Origin of the sequence: Dehalogenimonas sp. 4OHTPN, assembly GCF_040448695.1 — a bacterium.
Classification (GTDB): Bacteria; Chloroflexota; Dehalococcoidia; order Dehalococcoidales; family Dehalococcoidaceae; genus Dehalogenimonas.
This window is the reverse complement of sequence record NZ_CP159307.1, coordinates 1,212,352-1,230,302: the sequence shown is the minus strand read 5'-3', so window position 1 is coordinate 1,230,302 and position 17,951 is coordinate 1,212,352. Positions and strand designations below refer to the sequence as shown.

Sequence of the window (17,951 nt, the reverse complement as noted above, 5' to 3'; positions counted from 1 at the left end):
GCGCATCGGACGCCGCCTGCGCAGGGAGACAAAAGGTTTGAATCATTTGGACTCGACTCGTTCTCAGGAACGAAAGCTGCGTTCAGGATGAACGTGGATCCGGGTAGTTCGTTCCTCCCAAAACACTTTTATTTGCACTGAATCAAAAACTAACAAGCGACAGGAGCAGCCAATTTGAAATATCGCATCACCATACTGCCCGGAGACGGCATCGGGCCGGATGTCATGGCTGAAGGTGTCAAGATTCTCCAGGCTGTCGGCAGGAAATTCGGCCACACCTTCAAGCTGGAGTATGAACTAATCGGCGCCGTGGCCATTGACAAGACCGAGTCGGCGCTGCCCGAAGAGACCCTGGCAATGTGCAAGAGGAGCGATGCGGTGATGCTGGCTGCCGTCGGCGACCCTCGCTACGATGACCCGAAATTGCCGGTGCACCCTGAGGACGGTTTGCTCGCCCTGCGCAAAGGATTGGGATTGTTCGCCAACCTCCGGCCGGTCAAGGTTTTTGATGAGCTGGTCAATGCTTCCACCCTCAAGCCGGAGGTTTTGCAGGGTACCGACTTCGTATTCGTCCGGGAGCTCACCGGCGGCGTCTATTTTGCCAAACCCAAGAAGGAATGGGTGACGGCCGCGGGGCGTAAAGCCACTGACTCTATGACCTACTCGGAGCAGGAAATCGAACGCATTATCCGTGTCGGTTTCGAATTGGCTCGGGCGCGTAAGAAACGGCTGGTGTCGGTGGACAAAGCCAATGTTCTGAAATCATCCCGCCTGTGGCGGCAAGTAGCAATTGAGGTGTCCCGTGACTACCCTGATGTTGCCCTGTCCCACGTCCTGGTTGACGCCTGCGCTATGCAGCTTATCCGGACGCCTGCTGCGTTCGATGTCATAGTCACCGAGAACCTTTTTGGTGACATCCTGTCCGACGAGGCTGCGCAGCTGGCTGGCTCCATGGGCATGCTGCCCTCGGCTTCGCTCTCCGGCATACCGGTGGCTGGCAAGCGAACATTCGGCCTTTACGAGCCTATCCACGGCAGCGCGCCGACCATCGCCGGTAAAGACATCGCTAATCCCATTGCCACCATTCTCTCCGTAGCCATGATGCTGCGCCATTCGCTGGCCCTGGATTCCGAGGCCGCCGCTGTCGAACAAGCGGCCGGGAGCGTGCTCAAGCATGGCTTCCGCACCGATGATATAATGGCCCCGGAGAGCACCCGCGTAGGCACCCGCCAGATGGGGGATTTGATCGCCGCGAGAATCTAACCAATGACCAGAATAGAGATCTACGATACAACTCTTCGTGACGGCGCCCAGCGGGAGGGCATCTCCTTCTCGGTGCTGGACAAGTTGCACATCGCGCAGAAGCTGGATGAATTCGGCGTTGACTACATCGAAGGCGGCTGGCCCGGCGCCAACCCTAAGGACAACGAATTCTTCCAGCGAGCGGCGTTGAACCACTTCAAAAACGCCCGCCTGGTGGCTTTCGGCAGCACCCGCAAGGCCGGAGTAGCCGTTGAAAACGACGTTAACATCAGGGCACTACTGGAATCCGGCGCGCCGGTAGTCACCTTGGTAGGAAAGAGTTCGGCGCCGCAGGTGGAGAAGGTTTTAGCCACTAGCCTTGAGGAGAACATCGCCATGGTGGCTGACTCTATCCGCTATCTAAAGTCCAAAGGTCGTGCCGTATTCCTGGATGCCGAGCATTTTTTCGATGGATTCAAAGCTGATAAAGACTATTCGCTGAAGGTGCTGTCGGCGGCCGAAAGGGCAGGAGCCGACTGTCTGGTGCTGTGCGATACTAACGGCGGCAGCCTTCCTGAAGAAATCGGTGAAGCCGTCCGCGCCGTCGTCGCCGTTGCAGGGGTGCCGGTAGGCATCCATGCCCACAACGACGCCGAACTGGCGGTAGCCAACACCCTGGCCGCCGTTCGCGCCGGGGCTACCCAGGTACAGGGCACGGTGAACGGCTACGGCGAAAGGTGTGGGAACGCCAACCTGTGCTCCATCATTCCTGCCCTCAAGCTCAAGATAGGCCTGGATGTCATCGATGACGAGAGGCTATCCCGCATGGCTGACCTGTCCCACTTCGTCTCCGAGGCGGCCAATCTGGCGCCCGATCCATTTCTGCCTTATGTTGGCCATTCCGCCTTCAGCCACAAAGCCGGGCTGCATGTTTCCGGCCTGTCGCGCTGGGTGTTTGCCTATCAGCATATTGACCCGGCGGCTGTCGGCAATAAGCCGCGGACGCTGGTCTCAGAGTTGGCCGGCAGGGCTAATATCATCCAGCGGGCTCAGGAAATCGGTGTGGCGCTGTCTCCTAAAAGTGCTGAAGCCCAAAGCCTGCTGGAGCGGGTTAAACAATTGGAGAATATGGGCTTCCAGTATGAGAACGCTGAGGCCTCATTCGACCTGCTGGTACACCGCGCCGGTCCGGGTTACCGGCCTCCTTTTGAATTAATCGATTTCATGGTCGTCATCGAGAAACGCCGCCGCCTCCCGACCATCGCCTGTGAAGAAGAAGAGATGATGAGCGAGGCTATCGTTAAAGTGCGGGTCAACGGCGAGGTAATGCATACTGCCGCTGAAGGCAACGGCCCGGTAAATGCCTTGGATCTCGCCCTGCGCAAAGCCCTGCTGCCATACTACCCCGCGCTGGATGCGGTGAAACTGACAGATTTCAAGGTCCGCGTTCTTGAAGAAAGCACAGGTACAGAGTCGCTGGTGCGTGTCCTAATCGAATCCTCCGACGGCGCCGAGGAATGGCATACCGTCGGGGCATCGGCCAACCTTATTGAGGCATCCTGGCTGGCGCTGGTCGACAGCCTGGAGTATTTTCTGCTCAACCGTAAGTAACCGCTTCCAGTTACGGTATATTTGGAGGATGGCCAACCGGCATGATATAGAGGGGATGGAAGTTTGCCGGCAGCGCGGCAACTTCCCTGACGCTGGTATCGTCAAACGCACCGATTGCGACCGTAGCTAATCTCAGTGCAGCCGCCTGCAGGTAGAGGTTCTGAGCCGCATGACCGGCTTCCATATGAATATAACGCTCGGTCCGGTTGCGGTAACGGGTCCTGGTAATCTCGTAGTCCGCGGCGATGATCAGCGACAGCGGTGCAGTGTTGATCGATTCCTGACCGAGGGCAGCGCCAGTCAGAGCAGGCCGACAGTCACCGATTCGGCGAGGCAGCAGGGCGTGTTCCTGAGGCAAATAGGAGTAAAGTCCCGGAGGTAAGACCGTCGAGCCCATGCCGCCGACAGCCGCCACGATTTTCAGTGGGAAGACAGCGCCGGCGCTAGGGGTGGTCCTGAACGACCGGTTGCCGGTGATTCCCTGGATGGACCACAAAAGTTGTGATAGTTCTTCCAGCGCCAGCGGTTGCGCGGTGAAAGATCGAACCGACCGTCGCCCGGCGATGGCTGCCTCGACGCTTAGTGCCCCGCTGGTCTTTGGGGGAGGCAAACGGATCAACTCATACTGTTCGTCATATTTCGAATTGAAAGAAATTGCGGCCATGAACAGATTATAGCCCAGTAATAACAACCTATTCTACCGGCTGGGGAAATACGCACCGAATTCTCTTTAAGCAGCATCGCTGATTTTGTATAATTCGAGTAGTAATTTAAGCAGGAGTTATTATATGGGTGAAATCCGCTCCGCCAAGGAAATCGCTGCTGAGCGTCTCAAAGACATTGGGGAGATTACCGACGATGATCGGCTGCGATGGAAGTTTGTGCCTGCCGGTGAAAGGATCGGCCAGAGGTTTCTCTTCGAAAGAGCCGATTTTGAAGAGGAATTAATATCCTTCGACGAAAAGCAGTTGCCTTTTGTAAAAAAAGGTTTGACCCAGACATTGTTGGCTAATATCGACTTGCCGCGAAACGAGACTATTGAAAAGCGGAACGCTAAGATTATGGAGGCTGTCATAACCATCAAGGAAGACAAAGAATCGGTAGCGGAGGCTCTTGGCCAGTTGCAGCGGATTTTCGATCACTATTCTCAAATAGGTGAAGGCCAGCGCAATCAGGCCAAAATAGGACTCAAAACCAAGTTTGAGCAAAGCCTACGACAGGCGTTGCGGGCCCAGGGAAAAGAACTTCCCGGCCAGATCAACGTGGAGCAATACCCTCAGTTTCAGGAGGAATGGCGTCGCGTTCAGACTCAATCAGACATGCAGTATGTGAAGTCCATCGACGAGATAAAGAAGCATCTTGCCCAGATAGAATAGTATATTAATGAATGACCAAGAACGTATTAAACTTGCCGCTTTACATACCCAGGTCATACGGCCTCCGCAACAATTGCTGGCGACCTTCGGCCAAACTAACATTCATTACTACTTATTGACCGAACCTGTTTACACTGAACTCGAACAGCAGGCGAGGCCGGAGACGGTGCTGCGCGAAGGGCGGGTGATCGCTGAACGCCCCCGGCTGGTCACGCCCGTCTATATGCACAAGCTGGAAGGATTCGGCGACGACGCCCGCCGGTATTTTGAGATGATAATGCGGCGTCACGGCCCCCATGCCCCAGGGTTGCTTTATACCTACAAGAATGAGCCCAAGGACACCAGCATTTTAACTGGTAGCCTGCCGGCGGTCGCAAACCGTATTAATGACGATATCAACGAGCGCGGAGAGAAGGGTGCCACTATAATCCGTGGTGTGGGTGAGATGTGGGACGTGTCGCTTTTCAAGTTTATTTACGAACTCACCGAACATTCTGTCAGCCAAAATGTGACTGAACTCCAACAGCATGGCTTGTTTGGTGTAGATAACAGCGGCTTGCCTATCGAGGCGAGGATGCGTATTGAGCAGATGTTCTGGGACGCCTCCCGTGGTGAGCTCGATCCAGGTCTGCTCAAAACTGAACTCGAACGCTGGGGGATTTTCGACGAATACCAGGATCGCTTCCTTGATCTGTTCCGCCGCAGGCGTTAAGCCATAAAAGAAAGGGACCGACGATGAGACCATCAACTGTTATCGCTCGAGACTTGTCGGAAGCCTGGTTTCAGTGCCTGCGTGAGGTAATTGCTAATGGTTACGAATACATCATAGAGCGCGGCTCCTACGCCGGGCAAAAGCGCCGCGAACTGGATATGATCACGGTCCAGATCCTTAACCCAGGAAACCGGCCCCTTATTCCCGACGTGCCGCCGGGGGTCCCGCCGCCTTCGACTATGGAGTACCTGGATCATTATCTGCCATATTTGATGACGGCGCAACGCGCTGAAGGTGAACAGTATACCTATGGCCAGTATCTGGAAGGTCAGATCGCCGAAGTCATCCGTATGTATAAAGAGGATGGCTTCAACACTAACCAGGCATATATGACGGTGGGGAATCCCGAAGCCATCTTTCTCACCGATCCACCATGCCTTCGCGGCATCGACACCCGTATCCGCTATGGTAAGCTGCATTTCATTGTTTATTTTCGATCATGGGATTTGTGGGCGGGTTTTCCGTCTAACCTGGCGGCAATGCAGCTTCTCAAGGAGTACATGGCGTGCGAGATCGGCGTGGGGGACGGCGAAATTTTTGCTGTCAGTAAGGGAATGCACTTATACGATTACGCTTGGGATATCGCTCGAACGGCTTGTGGTCTGGACGGAATATGATTACCCTGATTCCCCAAAAAAGTTGCCGCAGGCGGCGGCTTTTGTTACTATTAACAGGTTGTCTCGATGGGCCGCTAGCTCAATTGGCAGAGCAGCTGACTCTTAATCAGCAGGTTACAGGTTCGAAGCCTGTGCGGCTCACCACTCAAACGCCCAACTTCTGAATCAAATCTTCGGCTTTTCGGCGCGTTGACGGACGCGGGCTTTCAGCGCAACGGCGTATGAAATAGGCCACCCGTTCATCTCCAGCAACCGCATCCCGACAGTCTTGAAGTGCCTCCAGCGCCCGGCCCCGAATGACCTCGCGGCACTCTTTGGTGGGCAGCGGAACGCTATCCACCCTCAGGATTTCAAAGATGATCCGGTCGTAAAGGTCCGGTCGTACAGCGGCAATAGCGCCTGACCTGGCGATGACATTGGCCGAGGTCACCAGTTTACCGTCCCACAAGTGAGAAAAATACTCGTCGATAACAACGTCGAACCTCCTCCAGGGGTCGGCAGCGGCCAGGCGGCCGACGATGATCAGACCATTCCACAGCAGTACGCTCGAAGCGCTATTGAGCAGCGCGGTGAAGTCATCGAAATGCGGGTATAGGAGCCCCGGCTCGGCCGCGGAGATGAGGCTGAGGTCTTTGGCGGCTTTGAAACGGGCGGGACCGGCGCCGTTCAACGCGTCGAGCAGTGATGGGATGATGGCGGGGTCGCGGCGGGCTTTTTCTGCCAATGCCGCGCTAGTGGGCTTGGTGCTGCGGGCCATTTCAGACCTCCGGGGCTTCTCAAAGGACTTATGTGATTAAGTATAGACCCGGCGTAGTGATAAGCGTCAAGGGGTTTTAAGAAATATCTTGTAAAAACACCCATCTGGCGTTTACACTAATACTATGACCGACAACCCAGCCGACATTACCGAGGCCATGAAACGCCTGAAGCAGGCTTACCCCGAATCCCACATCGCTTTAAATTTCGGCAACCCCCTTGAGTTGCTGACAGCAGTCATCCTTTCGGCACAAACGACCGACGTGGCCATCAACTCACTTACCCCAGCCCTCTTCGCTCGTTGCAAAACGGCTCAGGATTACGCCGGAGCTGACGTTGCTGAACTCGAAATGCTAATCAAGAAATCTGGGTTCTACCACCAGAAAGCCAAGAGCTTGATCGGCATGGGGAAAATTCTAGTTGAGAGATTTGGCGGAAATGTGCCGCAATCACTGGAGGAGTTAGTCCAAATTCCAGGCGCGGCGCGGAAAACTGCGAATATCGTCCTGTGGAACGCTTTCGGTAAGATAGAAGGCATCGCCGTCGATACACACGTCGCGCGTCTGTCCAAACGTCTCGGTTATACCCGGGAGGAAGATCCGGTCAAGATCGAAAAAGACCTGATGAATATCCTCCCGAAGGATGAATGGGGCCGTTTTGCCCACCTATTGCAGGATCATGGTCGGGCTGTCTGCACGGCGCGCAAGCCCGACTGCACCGAATGCTTTTTAAACGATATCTGCCCGTCGGCGTTCAAAGTCTAGCCGATTTCGGGTAAGCCAAATAGTCTGCGGACGTTTCTCGCCGTCGCCCGGGCTAGTTCCTCAACGGGTATCTCTCTAATGTCGGCCAATGCTTGTGCCGTCTGAACTAGGTACGATGGCTCATTGCGTTCGCCGCGCTTCCCCTGCGGCGGTAAGAACGGGCAGTCGGTTTCCAGTAACAGACGCTCCCCGGGGATGTAACGGTAGACGTCATAGGTCTTGCGCGAGGAAGGGTAGGTTACATAACCGCCGAGGGAAATATAGAAACCGGCTTTGATATATCTATCCGCCATTTCGATATTCCCGCCGAAGCAGTGGATAACGCCCTTAGGGTGGGAAGGATGCCCATTGGCCCAGTCGACCAGCAGAGGAGCGATGGTTGCGTCAGCCTGCCGGCTGTGAATGACGATAGGCTTCCCGGTCTGGACAGCCAGGTCGAGCTGGTAGACTAAAGTGTTAAGCTGGTTAGCTTCGGAGTATGGCTTGTGGTAGAAATCCAGACCGGTCTCGCCGATGGCGACGACTTTTGGGCTGATCGCTAGATCAGCCAATTCTGACAGCGCTTCTGCGGTGGCAGAAGCCGAGTCACAGGGGTGGATGCCGACGGTGGCATAAACGTGGTCATAGACCGCGGCGAGTTCAACGGCTTTCTTGTTCGAAGGGATGTCGATGCCGATGGTGATAAGGGTGTTTACACCGGCATTAGCCGCTCGTTTCAGTACATCATCGAAATCCGGGGCAAAGTCCGGCAGGTCGAGGTGCGCGTGGCTGTCGATCAGGTCGAGGGACATTTAGGGGCCGAACATCGCCGCCGCGGCCTCGGACAGTTCCAGCGCCGCTGCAGGGACGATGCCGAAAAGCAGGATGCCGACGAGCGACAGCGCCAGGGCAGTCTTCAGAGCGCCGGAGGACGGAACGTCGATACGCTCAGCCGGCTCGCGCAGCCACAGCGTCTTGATGACGCCGAAGTAGTAGTAGGCGGAGATGACAGTGTTGATGGCGGCCAGCACCACCAGCCACAGCAAGTCGGCCTGGACGCCAGCGTTGAAGATGTAGAACTTGGCCAGGAATCCGGCCGTCGGCGGGAAGCCGATGAGGGACAAAAGCGCCAAGGTCAGAGCCCCGGCCATGACCGGCGAGGTGCGGGCTAGTCCGGCGTAGTCGGCGAAGTTGTCCGAACCCAGCCGCCGGGAGATGGCGATGACGGCGATGAAAGCCGCCAGGTCGGAGACGGCGAAGGCGATGAGGTAGAAGAGGACCGAGCTGACCGCCAGTGTCGAAAGCTCCGGCGCGTTGCCCAGGGCGGCCAAGCCGACCAGAATGTAGCCAGCGTGAGCAATAGTTGAGAAGCCCAGCAGGCGCTTGATGTTCTGCTGGGGGATGGCCATCAGATTGCCCAGCGTCATGCCGATGGCGGAAACCATGGCGATGACCGGCGCCCACTGCTGGGCAAGTGCCCCGGGCTCAACGAAGGCGGAACTCAGGACCCTCAGGATGAGGGCGAAACCGGCCGCCTTGGAAGCTACCGAGAGGTACATGGTGATGGGCGTCGGCGCTCCCTCGTAAACGTCAGGCACCCAGAACTGGAAGGGCACGGCGGCAATCTTAAATCCCAGCCCGGCGATGACCAGCACCAGGCCCATGAGCAAGCCGGGACTGTCGAGGATCTCGGCCGGCGGCATCGACTGAATGGCCTCGGCAATATCCGAAAGCCCGGTGGACCCGGTGAAGCCGAAGACTAGGGCCATGCCGTAGACCAGCACCGCCGAGGCCACGCCGGACAGCAACACGTATTTGAGCGCCGATTCGGTGGACTTCTTGTCTTTCTGGATGCCCACCAGGACATAGAAGGCGACCGCCGTGATCTCCAGCGACAGGTAGAGGGTGATCAGATTTGACGCCTGGGCGATGAGCATCATGCCCAGGGCGGCCAGCAGCACCAGGGCGTGGTACTCGCCGTGGTATTTGCGGAACTTATCGACGTAGTCTACCGAGGCCAGGATGACCAAGCCGGCCATCAACGGGAAGAAGACCTTGAAGAACGAAGCAAAGGGATCGTGGGCCACCATGCCGCCGAAGAGGCTCTGTGGTGCATCGGGCCACTGGATAATCGCCATCCCGATGGCGGCGGCAAGGCCAGCCAAAGCCAGGCCGACCAAGACCCTCTTCTGGGTGATGAACAGGTCGACCAGGATGACGGCCAGGGCAGTGCCCAGGACGATGAGTTCCGGCAGCAGGAGGCTGTAGTCCAACTATGTTCCTCCGAACAGGGCGGCGATGGGCTTCAGGCCGCTATCGAGAACGTCGGTGACGATGCGGGGGTAAAGGCCAATGACGAACATGGCGGCGATGAAGATTACGGAAAAGGTTTGCTCCACCCGGTCGGCGTCATGGACTCCTTCGAATCGCCACAGCGGCTGGCCGAAGAAGACGCGCTGCACCGTCCACAGGATGTAGGCCGCGGCCAGGAGGATGCCCAAAAGGCAGATGATTGTAAAGACCTGGATGTCCTCGACGACGCCGCTGGAATAGGCGCCCAGGAAGACCATGACCTCGGCGATGAAGCCGCTTGTTGCCGGCACGGCCATGGCGCCCAGGCCCCCCAGGATGAAGATGACGGCGGTGCGCGGCATCTGCTGCGCCAGGCCGCCCAGCTTCGGAATGGCCCGTTCATGGGTGTTGTGCATCACCACGCCGACGATGGCAAAGAGCAGGCCGGTGATGACGCCGTGGGACACCATCTGGAGCGATGCGCCGACCAGCGACACCTGACCAAGAGCGAAGATACCCAGGAGGACGAAGCCCATGTGGCTGATGGAGGAGTAGGCGATGAGGCGCTTGATGTCGGTCTGCTTCAGGGTTATGGCGCCGCCGTAGACAACATTGATCACCGCCAACACCAGGATGATCGGGGCGAACTTTAAAGCCTCGTCGGGGAACATGGCCGTGTTAATGCGGATCATGGCGTAGCCGCCCATCTTAAGCAGGGTGCCGGCCAGGATGACCGACACGGCGGTGGGGGCGTCGGTATGGGCGTCCGGCAGCCAGGTGTGGAAAGGGAAAACCGGAAGCTTGATGGCGAAGCCCAGGAAGAAGAAGACGAAGGTCAAGGCCAGCGAACCGGTCTTCAAGACCTCAGTCAGGTCGGTGTTGATGAGATTGACCATGTCCAGCGAGCCGGTGGCGAAGAACAGTATGAGGATGCCGGCCAGGATGAAGGCGCCGCCAAGCAAGGTGTAGAGCACGTACTTCAGAGCCGAATATTCGCGGCGGCCGGCGCCCCAGATTGAGATGAGGAAATACATGGGAATGAGTTCCAGCTCCCAGAAGATGAAGAAGAGCAGGAAATCGGTGGCCAAAAAGACGCCGGTGATGGAGGCCTGGAGCAGCAGCACCCAGGCAAAATACTCCCGGACCCGGAGGTCGATCTTCCAGGAGATGAGGATGACGAGAAAACCGATGAAGGTGGTCAGCAGCAGGAACGGCAGCGACAGGCCGTCGACGCCCAGGGCGTAGTTGGCATTGATGAGGGGTATCCAGGAGACTTTCTCAGCGTATTGCATGGCGCCGCCGGCGGCGCGGTCGAAGCCGACGAAAACGATCACCGAGAGGATGAACGGCACGACGGTCGCCAGGAGCGCCAATCCCCTGATAGCCGCCGCCGGCAGTTTTGGCCAGAAAGCGATAAGCAGCGCTACCGCGATGGGTACGGCGATGGTCAGTGTTAAATAGGGTATCTCCAAATCTACCTCCTCTTAACCGGCCAGGAAGACGACCACCGCCACGGCCAGGATGCCGAAGGCGATGAACAGGCCGTAGTTCTGAAGCTGGCCGGTCTGAGCCCGCCGCAGCAAGGAACCGGCGGCGATGGTGTTTTCGGCCACGGCGTCAACGGAGCCGTCAACCGCCTTCTCATCGAAGTACTTGAACTTGCCGAAGAGTTTCCTGGTGACGGCGTTCTCGACGATGACGGTGTTCAGACCGTTGTCCAGCAGTCGGGAATCAAAGAACTGCAGACCGGAGAATACGCCGCGCAATAACAGTATCTCGCCGATGACCTTCTCGTAGAGTTCATCGAAGAAGTACTTCCGCTTGACCAGTTCGTAGAAGGCGCCGAAACGGCGGCTGATCGATTCAGCCGAAAGCCAGCCCTTGATGTAGATAGCCCAGGCAAGGAAAATGCCGCCGGCGGCAAGACCCAGCGACAGCCATGTCACTGGATGGGTGAATGCGCCGAATAGGCCTTCGATGACGCTCATCTCCTCGCCGTGACCCAGCAGGCCGCCGAAGCCGCCGGTGAGGTTCAGAAAGCCGGAGCAGGCGGCCGGAACGGCCAACAGCAGCAGCGGCGCAGTCATCACCCCGGGCGACTCGTGGGGGTGGCCGTGGCCGCGGTAATGCCCGTGGAAACCCAGGAACATCAGCCGGAACATATAGAAGGCGGTGATAAAGACCGTCGCCAGCGCCAACGCCATGAGCAAAGGCTGGGACGACGACCCGGCGATGATCTCGTCCTTGCTGAAGAAGCCGGACAGCGGCCAGATGCCGGCCATGGATACAGAGGCGATGAGCATCGTCCAATAGGTTTTGGGCATATGGTGTTTCAGCCCGCCCATCTGGCGCATGTCGAAGGTGCCGGTGGCGTGGTTGACCGAACCGGAGCCCAGGAAGAGCAGACTTTTGAAGAAGGCGTGGTTGACCAGGTGGAACATGGCCACGGCCACGCCGCCGGTACCCAGGCCAAGCATCATGTAGCCGAGTTGCGAGACAGTCGAATAAGCGAGAACCCGCTTCATATCGTGCATCACTAGGCCCATAGAGGCGGCGAAGACGGCGGTGACGCCGCCGATGACGGCCACCGTCGTTAGCGCCGTCGTCGAGTGCTCGAACAGGGGGAAGGTACGGGCCACCAGGAAGACGCCGGCGGCCACCATGGTCGCGGCGTGGATAAGGGCCGAAACCGGCGTCGGGCCTTCCATGGCATCCGGCAGCCAGACATGCAGCGGGAACTGGGCGCTTTTGCCCACCGCCCCCAGGAAGATGCCCAGCGCCGCCCAGGTCAGCACGCCACCAGCCAGAACGCCGATGACTGCCAGTTCGTTGAGCTCATGGATATTCAATGTGCCCGTCGTGGCGAAGAGAACGAGGATCGCCGCCAGGAAGCCGAAATCGCCAACGCGGGTGATGATGAAGGCCTTCTTGGCGGCGGTGGCCGCTGCCGGGCGCTGGAACCAGAAGCCGATGAGCAGGTAGGAGCACAGGCCGACCAGTTCCCAGAAGGCGAAGGTGATGAACAGGTTGCCCGAAAGCACCAGGCCGATCATCGAGGCGGAGAACAACGAAAGCACGGCGTAATAGCGCTCGAATCCGGGATCGCCGTGCATATAGCCCAGGGAATAGAGGTTGACCATGAGAGCTACCGCGCAGATGACCACCAGCATCACCGCCGTCAGCCCGTCGAGGATAATCCCAAGCTCGATATTGAGGCTGCCGACCGACAGCCAGTCCAGCGGGGCGATGAATATTTCGTGCTCCTCAGCGCCCAGGACGCCGAAAAGGGCCCATAGCGACAGGGCCAGGGCAAGGCCGATGGCGCCGATGCCGATGTAGCCGGAGACCTCGGCCTTGGGCTTCAAGACCGGCTTGACGAAAAGCGAGATCAGGGCGAAAGCCAGTAATGGCAATAGAAAGATCGCCCAGACGAAAGGTTGCGTGATCAAATCGTTCGCTCCATCGTTACCATTTCATGAGGTCGATCTTGGTGGCGTCGATAGTATCGCGGGAGCGGTAGATGGACATGATGATGGCCAGGGCCACCGTCGCCTCGGCGGCGGCGACGACGATGATGAAAATGGCGAACACATGCCCGGTCAGGAGTTCCGGCACGACGAAACGGGAAAAGGCGACCATGGCGATGGCCGCGGCATTGAGCATCAGTTCGATGCACATCAGGATCACTACGGCGCTCTTTTTCGACAAGGCGCCCCACAGGCCGATGCCGAAGAGCACCGCTGAGAGTGTGAGGTAGTGGTTCAGGCCGACTTCCATCACTTGTCCCTCACCAGGATGATGGCGCCGATGATGGCGGTCAGCATCAGCACGGCGGCCATCTCCAGCGGCAGCATGAAGTTCTCCGGGGTGAACAGCAGGTTGGCCAGGATGGGCGTCGTCGGCTCGGCGGGCTCGGCGGTAGAGACGTTCCAGTCGGTGGCCAGCGTCGAAAAGATGAAAGCCGCGGCGACAAAGCCGCTTCCCAGGAGCGCCGGCATGGCCTGCTTGTTGGTCAGGCTGCCCAGGGTGATTTCCCGGGTCAGCATGATGGCCAGGATTATCAGCACCGAGATGGCGCCGACGTAGATGAGTACCTGGATGGCGGCCAGGAAATCCGCCGAAAGGCTGGCAAACAACCCTGCCACCAGGAAGAAGCACAGCACCAGCATCAGGGAGGCGCGAAAGATGTTCTTAAGCAGCACCACCGCCAGTGCGGAGATGATGATACCGGCAGAGAGCACGAAAAATGCGACGGCCATTATTTCTGGCCTCGCTTCCGCAGGTCTTCAATGTAGGTCGTTTGGTTGACGAGCAGCGTCTGCGGCGGCAGAGCGGCGGCGATCTCCGGGCGGTAGTATCCGGAGCGGGGCCGCGCCGCATCATCGACCAGCAGTTCGTCATTGGCCCGCACTATTTCGCGGCAGCGGCCGTCGGAGGGAGTGGCTCCGGTCTTGGCGCCGGCAAAGGTGCTGCAGCGGTAGTTAGTGTTGGCGTAAGTATTTCCCAGGTAGATCGAGATACCGGTGGGGCAGGCCTCGATGCACAGGCCGCAGAAGATGCACAGGCCGAAATCGATGGTGATATCGTCGGTCTTGAGCTTCTTGTCCTCGCCGCGGGACACCGCCATGGAAATGCATTGCACCGGGCAGGCGCGCTCGCAGGCGCGGCAGGAGATGCAGGACTCGCGGTCCCAGATGATGTCGGTGCCGCGCACCCGCCTCGACATGTTGAGCTTCTGCTCTGGGTATTGCACGGTGATCCATTTACGGCCGGCGTGGTTCAGCGTCACCTTGAGGCCGCGCAGCAATCCCTCACCGAAATTCTTAAGTGACGGCATGGCCGCCTCCGGTGCGGAATTGGCGGCTGGCCAGCACGACCAGCACCGCCGCCAGACCGAGGTTCAGCGGAACAGCCAGCCATAGCTGGTCGTTGAGGCCGGTAAGCACCAGCCCGGCGGTCAGGAGCAGGTTCAGGATGGCCAGCGGCAGCAAGAACTTCCAGCAGAAGGCCATCACCTGGTCGATCCGCAAGCGCGGGAAGGTGGCGCGCACCCACATGATGAAGGAAAAGACGGCGACCACCTTGATGACCAGCCACAGGATGCCGGGGAGCACCGGCCCGGCCCAGCCGCCCAGGAACAGGGTGCTGGCGATGACCGAGACCGATAGCGTCTCGGCGTACTCGGTCAGGTAGAACAGGCCGAACTTCATGCCTGAATATTCCGTTTGAAAGCCGGCGATAATCTCAGAATCGGCTTCCAATAGATCAAATGGGGTGCGGTTGATCTCGGCCATGGCCGCGGTCATGTAGATGAGAAAGCCCAGCGGCTGCAGCAGCGCGAAGGGCACATTCTGCGCCTTGACGATGTCATTAAGCGATAGCGAGCCGGCCAGCATGACGGCGCCAAGGATGGACAGCACCAGTGGGATCTCGTAGCTGACCTCTTGGGCGATGGTGCGCATGGCCCCCAGGAGCGAGTATTTGTTGGATGACGACCAGCCGGCCATGAAGATGCCGATGACCACTACCGAACTCACGGCCATGATGTAGAGGATACCGATATTGAGGTCAGCCAGCATGGCGCCGTCGCCGAAGGGGACGACGGCGAAGACGGCCAGCGCCGGCACGAAAGCCACCATTGGTGCCAGGAAGTGCACCGGCTTGTCGGCCAGTGCCGGCACGATGTCCTCCTTGAGGAGAACCTTGACGGCGTCGGCCAGCGGCTGCAGCAAGCCGAACGGCCCGGCGCGGTTGGGGCCGGGGCGGAGCTGGAGGCGCCCCAGGCCGCGCCTCTCGTACCAGATGAAGAAGAGGACGCCGGTGATGACGAAGACGAAGATGATGAGGGTGAAGACACCGAAGTGCAGCCAGTCCATCAGCGGTCCACCTCACCCATGACGATGTCGATGGAACCGAAGATGGCCATCAGGTCGGCCACTTTCCAGCCGAGCAGCATCTCTTTGAGCACTGTCAGGTTGATCAGGCTGGGCGCCCGGACATGCCAGCGGTAGGGGTTCTCCGTGCCGTCGGCAACGACGAAGAAGCCGAGTTCACCCTTGGGCCCCTCGACGGCGGCGTAGGTCTCGCCGGCTGGCGGCCGGATGAGTTTCGACACCTTGGCCATGGTCTCGCCAGCAGGCAGTTGCTTGACCGCCTGCTTCAGGATGCGAGTACTCTGGCGTATCTCCTCAAGGCGAACCGCGTAACGGTCGTATGTGTCACCGATCTCGCCGGTGGGGATATCGAACTCGAAACGGTCGTAGATGGAATATGGCTGGTTCTTGCGCAGGTCCCACTTGACGTCTGAGCCCCGGAGCACCGGCCCGGCCGCCGAGGCGTTGATAGCCAGTTCCTTGGGCAGGATGCCGACGCCCTTAGCCCGCACCAGGACGATCTCGTTGGTGGAGATAAGCTTGTCGTACTCCTCGATGAAGCCGGGCATACCGGCGAGGAGCTTGTTCAAGGCCGGCAGGAATTCATCAGGCAGGTCCATGGAGACGCCGCCGAAGCGCATGTAGTTGTAGTTCAGCCGCTGGCCGCAGGTCATGTCGAAAAGCTCGACGATCTTCTCGCGCTCTCGGAACATGTAGAGCAGCGGCGTCGAGAAGGCCCCGATGTCGTTCATGAAGAAGCCGATGCCGGCCAGATGGGAGGCCATGCGCTGCAGTTCGGCCATGATGACCCGGATATACTGCGCCCGCTCCGGCACGGTGATGTTGAGGAGATTCTCGACGGCCATGCAATAGGCCTGGTTGTTGATCATTGAGGACAGGTAGTCCAGCCGGTCGGTCAGCGGGATGTTCTTGGTGTAGTTGCGTCCCTCGGCGATCTTCTCCATGCCGCGGTGGAGGTAGCCGAAGATGGGCTCGACATCGACGATGACCTCGCCGTCGAGGGTCAAGCGCAGCCGGAAGACGCCGTGGGTGGACGGGTGCTGCGGCCCGACGTTGATGACATAATGTTCTGTCTTAAGGACCACGGCTGACCCAGTCCTTTCGCAGCGGGTAACCTGGGAATCCTTCCCAAAGAAACAGCCGCTTGAGGTTGGGGTGGCCGGAAAATTCGATGCCGAATAAATCGAAGACCTCCCGCTCCTGGAGGTCGGCGCCGCGCCAGATCGGGGTGACCGATGGCACTGCAGGACTGACCCTGTCGGCTACCGGCACCCTCATGGTAAGCCGATGGTTCTGACTTAACGAATAAAGGCGGTAGATCAGGGTGAAATCGGTCTTGTGGTCGATGGCGGTAACAGAACTTAGATAATCCAAGTTCAGTTCCGGGTCGTCGCGCAGAAATGCGGCAATCTCAGCAAGGCGAGGCGGCTCGATGATGAGCCGTTTATCATCAGCCGCCGCAATACCGTCGCCGAATCGCTCACGGATGCGGATGGCGATCTCGATGAAGCCAAGGTCTTTCATCAAACGCCGGACGCCTTTCTGGTGGGGCTCATCTTCTCGATCTTGTTATGGATCTCCATGATGGCTTGGAGCAATGCCTCAGGCCGTGGCGGGCAGCCCGGAACGTAGACGTCGATGGGCACTACCTTGTTGAACCCGGGCACCACGGAATAGGAACCTTTGAAGATGCCGCCAGAGGTGCCGCAGGCTCCCATGGCCAGCACCCACTTCGGTTCCGGCATCTGGTCATAGATGCGCTTCAGCCACGGTGCCATCTTCCAGGTCAGCGTACCGGCGATGATCATCAGGTCAGCCTGGCGCGGTGAGGCCCGGAAGACTTCCATGCCGAAGCGGGCGATGTCGAAGCGTGAGGCGGCGGTGCACATCATCTCAATAGCGCAGCAAGCCAGGCCAAAAGTCACCGGCCACAGCGAGTAATGGCGAGACCAGTTGATGACCTTGTCGACGGTGGTTAACAGGATGTTGTCTGGGAGCGGCGGCGCTCCAATCCAGTCGGCCGGATCGGGGATGGCGGTCTGGTGCTCGGCGAAGAAACTCTCGACGATGGCGCCCTCGCGGGCGTCAAGCTCGATGTCGGAGTAGACCGGCTGGCCCGGATTTTCTATTGCCATTCCAGAGCTCGCTTTTTCCAAGCGTAGAGATAGCCGACAGTGACAATGACCAGGAAGAAAGCGATGACGAAAAAGCCAGTCGCCCCCAGGTCGCCCAAGCTCGCTGCCCAAGGGTATAGAAAAACGGCCAGGACGTCCATAACAATGAGCATCAGGGCGTAGATATAGTAGCGGAAGTTGAACTGCACCCAACTTCGGCCGGTGGTCTGCATGCCGCATTCGTAGGTCTCCAACTTGACCTTTGTGGGTTTCCTGGGGACGATCCACGTCAGCCGAGAAAGCACCGCCGGAATGCCAAGAGTGACCATGATGAAGGCGCAGCCGATGATGAGAAAGAGCCCGATGTAGCCGAATTGAGCGAGCATAGATTGTCAGCCTCCGGGATACCGGTACTAGGACGAAAGTATTAATACATTATACATTAACTCGAAGTTTGGAAACAATTGTCCAGTATGTTAACTTACAATCTTTGAAAACCTGAGGGGTAACGGACTCCTTCCGCTATAGGATAAC

20 protein-coding genes and 1 tRNA gene are annotated in these 17,951 nt (G+C 58.4%); 7 read left to right on the top strand and 14 right to left on the bottom strand.

What is annotated here, in order from left to right:
* Positions 1–174: 174 nt before the first annotated feature.
* Entirely contained in the window at positions 175–1,263 is a 1,089-nt protein-coding gene (leuB, locus tag ABV300_RS06360) for a 3-isopropylmalate dehydrogenase (protein ID WP_353714052.1), read from the top strand.
* Positions 1,264–1,266: 3 nt separating this feature from the next.
* On the top strand, positions 1,267–2,853 hold the full coding sequence (cimA, locus tag ABV300_RS06355) for a citramalate synthase (RefSeq protein ID WP_353714051.1): 1,587 nt from the start codon (positions 1,267–1,269) through the stop codon (positions 2,851–2,853).
* 10 nt (positions 2,854–2,863) lie between these two features.
* Here the strand turns inward: cimA and ABV300_RS06350 are convergent, their stop codons facing one another.
* Positions 2,864–3,463: a SagB/ThcOx family dehydrogenase gene (locus tag ABV300_RS06350; protein WP_353714050.1), complete on the bottom strand. Its 600-nt coding sequence runs from the start codon at positions 3,461–3,463 to the stop codon at positions 2,864–2,866.
* Positions 3,464–3,641: 178 nt separating this feature from the next.
* On the opposite strand from ABV300_RS06350, the gene ABV300_RS06345 reads away from it, so the two are divergent.
* The 4 genes from ABV300_RS06345 to ABV300_RS06330 all read left to right on the top strand — a co-directional run bounded on the left by ABV300_RS06345 (position 3,642) and on the right by ABV300_RS06330 (position 5,762).
* Complete coding sequence (locus ABV300_RS06345) at positions 3,642–4,229, top strand: hypothetical protein (RefSeq protein ID WP_353714049.1); 588 nt, start codon at positions 3,642–3,644, stop codon at positions 4,227–4,229.
* Between the two features lie 7 nt (positions 4,230–4,236).
* Complete coding sequence (locus ABV300_RS06340) at positions 4,237–4,941, top strand: hypothetical protein (protein WP_353714048.1); 705 nt, start codon at positions 4,237–4,239, stop codon at positions 4,939–4,941.
* A gap of 23 nt (positions 4,942–4,964) precedes the next feature.
* Positions 4,965–5,618 carry a thymidylate synthase gene (locus ABV300_RS06335; protein ID WP_353714047.1) on the top strand — a complete coding sequence of 218 codons (654 nt, stop codon included), beginning with the start codon at positions 4,965–4,967 and terminating at the stop codon, positions 5,616–5,618.
* A gap of 68 nt (positions 5,619–5,686) precedes the next feature.
* Positions 5,687–5,762: transfer RNA gene (locus ABV300_RS06330), tRNA-Lys, on the top strand.
* Position 5,763: 1 nt separating this feature from the next.
* Here ABV300_RS06330 and ABV300_RS06325 read toward each other — a convergent pair.
* Positions 5,764–6,375, bottom strand: coding sequence for a hypothetical protein (locus ABV300_RS06325; RefSeq protein ID WP_353714046.1), 612 nt, complete (start codon positions 6,373–6,375; stop codon positions 5,764–5,766).
* Between the two features lie 124 nt (positions 6,376–6,499).
* Between ABV300_RS06325 and nth the strand changes: the two genes are divergently transcribed.
* Positions 6,500–7,138, top strand: a complete 639-nt coding sequence (gene nth / locus ABV300_RS06320; protein WP_353714045.1) for an endonuclease III — start codon at positions 6,500–6,502, stop codon at positions 7,136–7,138.
* Here the strand turns inward: nth and ABV300_RS06315 are convergent.
* Genes ABV300_RS06315 through ABV300_RS06260 form a run of 12 tightly spaced genes read right to left on the bottom strand, consistent with a single transcriptional unit; the run spans position 7,135 to position 17,803 of the window.
* Positions 7,135–7,929 (bottom strand): TatD family hydrolase, encoded by a 795-nt coding sequence (locus tag ABV300_RS06315; protein ID WP_353714044.1) that lies wholly within the window; start codon positions 7,927–7,929, stop codon positions 7,135–7,137. The two genes, nth and ABV300_RS06315, sit on opposite strands and share 4 nt — an antisense overlap.
* A complete protein-coding gene (locus ABV300_RS06310; RefSeq protein WP_353714043.1) occupies positions 7,930–9,390 on the bottom strand; it encodes an NADH-quinone oxidoreductase subunit N in 1,461 nt (486 codons plus the stop codon).
* A complete protein-coding gene (locus tag ABV300_RS06305) occupies positions 9,391–10,881 on the bottom strand; it encodes an NADH-quinone oxidoreductase subunit M (RefSeq protein WP_353714042.1) in 1,491 nt (496 codons plus the stop codon).
* Positions 10,882–10,893: 12 nt separating this feature from the next.
* Entirely contained in the window at positions 10,894–12,858 is a 1,965-nt protein-coding gene (gene nuoL / locus ABV300_RS06300) for an NADH-quinone oxidoreductase subunit L (RefSeq protein WP_353714041.1), read from the bottom strand.
* A 16-nt stretch (positions 12,859–12,874) separates the two neighbouring features.
* Positions 12,875–13,186, bottom strand: coding sequence for an NADH-quinone oxidoreductase subunit NuoK (nuoK, locus tag ABV300_RS06295; protein ID WP_353714040.1), 312 nt, complete (start codon positions 13,184–13,186; stop codon positions 12,875–12,877).
* Complete coding sequence (locus ABV300_RS06290) at positions 13,186–13,668, bottom strand: NADH-quinone oxidoreductase subunit J (protein WP_353714039.1); 483 nt, start codon at positions 13,666–13,668, stop codon at positions 13,186–13,188. The genes nuoK and ABV300_RS06290 overlap by 1 nt, the downstream gene beginning before the upstream one ends.
* Positions 13,668–14,246, bottom strand: a complete 579-nt coding sequence (locus tag ABV300_RS06285) for an NADH-quinone oxidoreductase subunit I (protein ID WP_353714038.1) — start codon at positions 14,244–14,246, stop codon at positions 13,668–13,670. Before ABV300_RS06285 ends, ABV300_RS06290 begins: the two co-directional genes overlap by 1 nt.
* A complete protein-coding gene (gene nuoH, locus ABV300_RS06280) occupies positions 14,233–15,288 on the bottom strand; it encodes an NADH-quinone oxidoreductase subunit NuoH (RefSeq protein WP_353715371.1) in 1,056 nt (351 codons plus the stop codon). Before nuoH ends, ABV300_RS06285 begins: the two co-directional genes overlap by 14 nt.
* Positions 15,285–16,388: an NADH-quinone oxidoreductase subunit D gene (locus ABV300_RS06275; RefSeq protein WP_353714037.1), complete on the bottom strand. Its 1,104-nt coding sequence runs from the start codon at positions 16,386–16,388 to the stop codon at positions 15,285–15,287. The genes nuoH and ABV300_RS06275 overlap by 4 nt, the downstream gene beginning before the upstream one ends.
* Positions 16,378–16,827 (bottom strand): NADH-quinone oxidoreductase subunit C, encoded by a 450-nt coding sequence (locus ABV300_RS06270; protein ID WP_353714036.1) that lies wholly within the window; start codon positions 16,825–16,827, stop codon positions 16,378–16,380. The genes ABV300_RS06275 and ABV300_RS06270 overlap by 11 nt, the downstream gene beginning before the upstream one ends.
* Positions 16,827–17,438 carry an NADH-quinone oxidoreductase subunit B family protein gene (locus ABV300_RS06265; protein ID WP_353714035.1) on the bottom strand — a complete coding sequence of 204 codons (612 nt, stop codon included), beginning with the start codon at positions 17,436–17,438 and terminating at the stop codon, positions 16,827–16,829. The genes ABV300_RS06270 and ABV300_RS06265 overlap by 1 nt, the downstream gene beginning before the upstream one ends.
* Positions 17,429–17,803, bottom strand: a complete 375-nt coding sequence (locus ABV300_RS06260) for an NADH-quinone oxidoreductase subunit A (protein WP_353714034.1) — start codon at positions 17,801–17,803, stop codon at positions 17,429–17,431. Before ABV300_RS06260 ends, ABV300_RS06265 begins: the two co-directional genes overlap by 10 nt.
* Positions 17,804–17,951 lie beyond the last annotated feature (148 nt).